General features: G+C 73.6%; 6 protein-coding genes. 2 read left to right on the forward strand and 4 right to left on the reverse strand.

The annotated features are described in order from the left end of the window. Positions 1-787, reverse strand: a 787-nt coding sequence (locus EAD98_RS12990) for an FAD-binding oxidoreductase (RefSeq protein ID WP_147457377.1), incomplete at its 3' end; no start/stop codon positions are given. Between the two features lie 95 nt (positions 788-882). Here EAD98_RS12990 and EAD98_RS12995 point away from each other — a divergent pair. Together EAD98_RS12995 and EAD98_RS13000 are read left to right on the forward strand one after the other, a co-directional pair. Next, positions 883-2,979 (forward strand): S9 family peptidase, encoded by a 2,097-nt coding sequence (locus EAD98_RS12995; RefSeq protein WP_121654305.1) that lies wholly within the window; start codon positions 883-885, stop codon positions 2,977-2,979. Positions 2,980-3,120: 141 nt separating this feature from the next. Further along, positions 3,121-3,303 carry a hypothetical protein gene (locus EAD98_RS13000; RefSeq protein ID WP_121654306.1) on the forward strand — a complete coding sequence of 61 codons (183 nt, stop codon included), beginning with the start codon at positions 3,121-3,123 and terminating at the stop codon, positions 3,301-3,303. Positions 3,304-3,336: 33 nt separating this feature from the next. Here the strand turns inward: EAD98_RS13000 and EAD98_RS13005 are convergent, their stop codons facing one another. The 3 genes from EAD98_RS13005 to EAD98_RS13015 are packed head-to-tail and all read right to left on the reverse strand — an operon-like array spanning position 3,337 to position 6,088. Further along, complete coding sequence (locus EAD98_RS13005; protein WP_121654307.1) at positions 3,337-4,857, reverse strand: FtsX-like permease family protein; 1,521 nt, start codon at positions 4,855-4,857, stop codon at positions 3,337-3,339. Continuing rightward, positions 4,854-5,555: an ABC transporter ATP-binding protein gene (locus tag EAD98_RS13010; RefSeq protein WP_121654308.1), complete on the reverse strand. Its 702-nt coding sequence runs from the start codon at positions 5,553-5,555 to the stop codon at positions 4,854-4,856. Before EAD98_RS13010 ends, EAD98_RS13005 begins: the two co-directional genes overlap by 4 nt. Then, on the reverse strand, positions 5,552-6,088 hold the full coding sequence (locus tag EAD98_RS13015; RefSeq protein ID WP_121654309.1) for a PadR family transcriptional regulator: 537 nt from the start codon (positions 6,086-6,088) through the stop codon (positions 5,552-5,554). The genes EAD98_RS13010 and EAD98_RS13015 overlap by 4 nt, the downstream gene beginning before the upstream one ends. Positions 6,089-6,262 lie beyond the last annotated feature (174 nt).

Raw genomic sequence — 6,262 nt, forward strand, 5'->3', positions numbered from 1 at the left:
GGTACGGCGTGCGGGGCCGGGGCGCCCCGGCCGGCAGGTCCAGCTCGATGGCCGCCGGCTCCAGCCGGGCGGCGAGGATCGTTCGAACCAGGTCGTGCACCTCCAGCGGCGTCCACACGGGCCGGGACACCCAGAGCCGGCTGGCCGGCACCGGCTGCACCCGCAGGCTCGCCGAGACCAGCACGCCGAGCGCGCCCTGCGAGCCGCAGAGCAGCCGGGCCAGGTCGAGCCCGGGCGCGCCGCCGCCGGCGCTGACCAGCTCACCGTCGGCACCCAGATAGCGGACGCCGAGGAGCTGGTCGCACGGGCTGCCGTGGCGGTGCCGCAGTGGGCCGGCCTCGCCGGCGGCGAGCACCCCGCCGAGCGTCGCCCCGGGCGACGGGGCGTCCATCGCCAACCGCTGCCCCGTGCGCTCCAGAGTGGCCTGCACCGCCCGCAACGGGGTGCCGGCGCCGACCTCGGCGACCGGCGCGCCGACCGGCTCGTGACCGATGCCGGCCAGCCGACCGGTGTCGAGCAGGATGTCGACCTGCACCGGCGTGGCACCCCAGTCGATCTTCGTGCCGGCGCCCCGTGGCACTACCGCCAGGTCGTGCGTGGCAGCCAGCCGCAGAATTTCGGCCGCGGCGTGCGGGCCGCCGGGCACCGCCACCCAACGCGCCGGCCGCCCCGCCACCTCGTCGGCCGGACCGGCGAGCCGGGCGAACGGCGGACCGCAGATCGCCGTCAACCGTCGGGTGATCTCAAGGGCTCCGGACCGGCCGAGGGAACTCGCTGCTGCAGCCATGTCGGCCATCGTACATGTGTTCGAATGGCGTGGTGGCGACTATCGGGATGCCGCTGGTCCGGCGCGTGGAGGGGGCCGGCCGGTAACGTGGCGCCGTGACCACCGAGACTGCCCCGCCCACGGCGAAGCGGGTGCCCGCCGAGCGCACCCACCACGGCGACACCGTCGTCGACGAGTACGCCTGGCTCGCCGCCAAGGACGACCCGGAGACGATCGCCTACCTGACCGCCGAGAACGCGTACACCGAGGAGCGCACGGCGCACCTGGCGGCGCTGCGCGCGGACCTGTTCGAGGAGATCCGCCAGCGCACCCGGGAGACCGACCTGACCGTGCCGACCCGCAAGGGTGGGCACTGGTACTACACCCGGACGGTCGAGGGGCAGCAGTACGGGGTGCACTGCCGGCGCGCGGTCCGCGACTCCGAGACCGACCCACCGGTCAGTGCGGACGGTGCTCCCCTGGACGGCGAGGAGGTGCTGCTCGACGGCAACCTGCTGGCCGAGGGGCACGACTTCTTCTCGCTGGGCGCCTTCGACGTCAGTCCGGACGGGCGCTGGCTCGCCTACTCCACCGACTTCTCCGGTGACGAGCGGTTCACCCTGCGGGTGAAGGACCTGACCACCGGCGAGCTGCTCCCGGACGAGATCCCCGGCACCTTCTACGGCACGGCCTGGTCGGCCGACGCGTCGGTGCTGTTCTACGTGACGGTGGACGAGGCGTGGCGACCGAACCGGGTCTGGCGGCACACCCTCGGCTCGGCCGCCGCCGACGACGTGGTGGTCCACCAGGAGGACGACGAACGATTCTGGGTGGGCGTGGAGCTGACCCGGTCGGAGAAGTTCATCCTGATCGACATCCACAGCAAGGTCACCAGTGAGGTGCTGGTGATCCCGGCCGCCAACCCGACCGGCGCGCCGGCCGTGATCGCGGCGCGGCGGCAGGGCATCGAGTACACGGTGGAGCACCACGGCCACCGCTTCCTGATCCTGCACAACGACGGCGCCGAGGACTTCGCGTTGGCGTTCACCTCGGCGGACGTGCCGGGCGACTGGGTGCCGCTGATCGAGCACACCCCGGGCACCCGGCTGGAGGCGGTCGACGCCTTCGCGAACCACCTGGTGGTGTCACTGCGCACCGACGGGCTCACCGGGCTGCGGGTGTTGCCGGTCGGCAGTGGCGACGAGTACGACATCGACTTCCCCGAGCCGCTGTACAGCGTCGGGCTGGACGCCAACCCGGAGTACCGCACCGGGCAGGTTCGGCTGCGCTACTCCTCGCTGGTCACCCCGGACTCCGTGTACGACTACGACCTGGTCACCCGCCAGATGGTGCTGCGCAGGCAGAAGCCGGTGCTGCCCGGGCCGGACGGGCGGCCGTACGACCCGGCCGAGTACGAGCAGCACCGCGACTGGGCGCTGGCCGACGACGGCACCCGGGTGCCGATCTCGCTGGTCTGCCGCGTCGGCACGCCCCGGGACGGCTCGGCACCCTGTGAGCTGTACGGCTACGGCTCGTACGAGGCGAGCATGGACCCGTGGTTCTCGGTGGCCCGACTGTCCCTGCTGGACCGGGGCGTGGTCTTCGCGGTGGCGCACACCCGGGGTGGTGGCGAGCTGGGCCGCCGCTGGTACGACCAGGGCAAGCTGCTGGCCAAGAAGAACACCTTCACCGACTTCGTCGCCTGCGCCCGCCACCTGGTCAAGGCGGGCTGGACGGCCAGCGACCGGCTGGTTGCCCGGGGCGCCTCGGCCGGGGGTCTGCTGATGGGCGCGGTGGCCAACCTCGCCCCGGACGCGTTCAGCGGGATCGTCGCGCAGGTGCCGTTCGTGGACGCCCTCACCTCGATCCTCGACCCGTCGCTGCCGCTGACCGTCACCGAGTGGGAGGAGTGGGGCAACCCCCTCGACGACCCCGAGGTGTACGCGTACATGAAGTCCTACACGCCGTACGAGAACGTGGCGCCGGTGGACTACCCGGCGATCCTCGCGGTGACCAGTCTCAACGACACCCGGGTGCTCTACTCCGAGCCCGCGAAGTGGATCGCCCGGTTGCGGGCCGTCGCCCCGGGCGGCGACTACCTGCTCAAGACCGAGATGGGGGCGGGGCACGGTGGCCCGAGCGGCCGCTACGACGCCTGGCGCGAGGAGGCGTTCATCAACGCGTGGATCCTCGACCGTCTCGGCCGCGCCTGAAGGTCGGGCCATAGCCGAGCGGCCATGATCGGGCTGCAACCGGGAAGTAGTGGTCTCGGCCACCCGTCGAGGCCACTACTTCCCGGTTCCTGCCCGGCTCACACGGCCGCTCGCCGGCTGCGCGCCGCCTAGGATTTCGGCGTGAGCGACGAGGCCGAGGAGCGGGACGCGTCGGAAACCGGCACGCCGTCGGGGGCTGCCCGGCGGCCGTCCGCGTGGATGATTCTCGCGGTCGTGGCCGCCGCTCTGCTCGTCTGCTGCTGCTCCGCCGCCGTCGGCCTGCTGATCTCCTGGGCCGCCGGCCTCTTCCACGCCCCGACCTGAGCGGTTGCGGCTGACGCCGGCCACGCCCGCGGCTCAGGTCGTCCGCAGCTCCTCCACCGCCGTGCTGACCCGCAGGAAGAGCAGACCGACGCCGACCGTCACCAGCACCGCCGCCAACGCGCCGGCACCGAGCCAGGCCAGCTGCTCCAGCGGTACGTCCGGCACCCGCTCGGCCCCGGCGGTCTCGACGATCCGGACGTACTGCTGCCGGGTCGCCGGATCGTCGCAGAGTGCCGTCGTGGCGTCGCAGACCTCGGACGACGACGCGCCCGTTGTCGCCTTCGGGAAGAGCCCGCGACCGAGGAGCGTGCCGACGCCCAGGGCGAGCAGGATCGCCGGCACCGCCGGGGCCAGCGCCTGCCAGGCGATGGACCGGCTCAGGGCGCTGCGCGGCACGCCGGTGGCGACCAGGGCCGAGTACGCCCGACGGCGGGACACGATCCCCTCCACCAGCGCGACGATCAACCCCCCGGCGGCGATGAGCACGGCCACCCCCACCGCGGCGTCGACCAGGTCCATGGTGGACAGGTAGAACGGGTCCGCGCCCGCGTCGACGCCGTCGAGCCGGGACTGCTGCCGCTCGAGTGCGTCCTGCGCCACGAAGTAGGCGCGCAGGGCTGCAGCGCCACCACCGAAGATCAGGGCGGCCAGCAGCGCGGCGAACGTACGGCTGCCCGCCCACGGGTCGGACATCAGCCGGCCCGCGGCCAGCAGGGCCGGCGGGCGCCGGGCGTACCGGCGCAGCAGCCGCCCGCAGGTGTACGAGATCCAGCCGGTGCCGATCACCACGCCGATCATCGCCAGGAGGCCGCCCACCGCGAACAGCAGCGGCACCAGCCGGCTCACCAGGTGCTGGTCGTCGAGGCGGTACATCATCGGCTGGACCGCCGCGAAGCAGACCACGCCCAGCGCGATCAACACTCCGGCCCACGGGCGCGGACCACGCTCCCGCGCAGCCTGGCGGGTCACCCCGAGCGGGCTGGTGGTGACCCTGCGCAGCATCAACGTGGTGGCCAGCGCCGCGATCACCGGCAGACCGAGCACCAGCGCCGCCATCGCGCCGACCGACGGCAGCACGTCGGTGGGCAGGGCCAGTTGACCCTGCCCGTCCGGCCGGTGCAGCAGCTTGCGACCGACCAGATAGGCACCCAGCCCGACGAGTGTGCCGAGCAGGCTGGCCAGGCCCGTCTCCAGCACGGCCAACCGGGTGACCTGGCCGGGGGTGGCGCCGGCCAGCCGGAGCGCGGCCAGCCGGCGGTCCCGGGTCGGTGCGCCGAGCCGGGCGCACTGGCCGGCCAGCGCCAGCACCGGAATGGCGAGCAGCAGCAGCGCGAACGCGGTGCCGCCGCGCAGCCCGGGTTCCCGCAGCAGCTCGTTGCGGTACTGCTCGGACTCCGCCCAGGCGTCGCCGACCGGCTTCGGGATGGCCAGCACGGTGAGCGCCGCCAACCCGGCCAGGGCCGCCAGCAGGGCGCTGAGGGCCGTGAGCACCACCCGGGCGGTGTCGGTGCGGGTGCCGGCCAGCGCGAGCCGGACCAGCGTCGCCGGCCTCACCGGGAGCCGCCGGCCAGCGGCGCGTCGAGCCCCAGGCCGGTGTGGTCCACCAGGCCGTCGCGCAACACGATCTCCCGATCGGCGTACGCGGCGATGCGCGGCTCGTGGGTGACCAGCACGACGGCGGTGCGCTGCTCGCGGGCGAGCCGGACCAACTGGGTGAGCACCTGCTCGCCGGTGAGCGTGTCCAGTGAGCCGGTCGGCTCGTCGGCGAAGAGCACCCGGGGCTCGGTCACCAACGCCCGCGCGGTGGCGCAGCGCTGCTGCTGACCGCCGGACATCTCGCCGGGTCGAAGGTCGGCCAGCTCGGCCACCCCGAACCGCTCCAGCCAGGTCAGCGCCGCCGTCCGTGCCTCTCGCCGCCCCGTGCCGGCGAGGAGCAGGGGCAGGGCGACGTTCTCCGCCGCGGTCAGTTCCGCCACCAGCTGGCCGAACTGGAACAGCACACCGAACTCGGTGCGCCGCAGCCGGGACCGGGCGGCCTCCGACCACGTGTCGATCCGGTGGCCGCGCCAGGTGACCTCACCGGCGTCCGGGCGGAGGATCCCGGCCAGACAGTGCAGCAGGGTCGACTTGCCGCAGCCGCTCGGGCCGGTGACGGCGACGATCTCGCCCTCGGTCACGTCGAGCGTCACGCCGCGCAGTGCGGGTGTCGGGCCGTACGCCCGAACCACGCCGCGAGCCTGGAGTTGCGTCACGGGTGCACCTCCCGGTGCCAGTCGGCGACCCGATCCAGCGTGGTGTGCAGCCACCGCAGGTCCGCGTCGAGGTGGGCGATCGCGAAGTCGGCCGCCACCACGTCGCTGAGGGTGGCGGCCGGGTCGGCCTTGGCCGCGGTCAGCTCACGCAGTCGCGCGGTGTGCGCGCCGCGCTGGGCGATCAGGTAGGACCGAGCCCGGTCGACGTCAGCTACCAGCAGCGCCACCACGACCTTGGCAAAGAGCGTGCTGGCCACGTACGGCATCGGCGGCTCCACCGTGGACAGCCACCGGTCCAGCGCGGCCCGGCCCTCGCCGGTCAGCGCGTACGCCGTGCGGTCGGGGCCGGCCGCTCGATCCTGGCCGGCGGCGGCCACCAGGCCGTCGCGTTGCAGTCGGCCGAGGGTGGCGTAGACCTGCCCGAAAGCCAGCGGCCGAGCCCGGGGCAGCCGCTCATCGTGCGCACGCTTGAGCTCGTAGCCGTGCCGGCTGCCACCGGCGAGCAACCCGAGCAGGACATGCGGCGTGGACACGCCTCAACTATTCACTCAGCGAATACCACTGTCAACACCCCCGCCCGGCCGCCGGTCCGGGCGCCCAGCCCCGTTGGTCATGACGTCGTTGCCACGACACGCGCGCGGACCAGCAACGACTTCATGATCAACGGGGGATTACGAGGGCAGGGGGGTCAGGGCCAGGTGGGGGTG

Origin of the sequence: Micromonospora sp. CV4 (genome assembly GCF_003667455.1) — a bacterium.
Lineage (GTDB): Bacteria > Actinomycetota > Actinomycetes > Mycobacteriales > Micromonosporaceae > Micromonospora.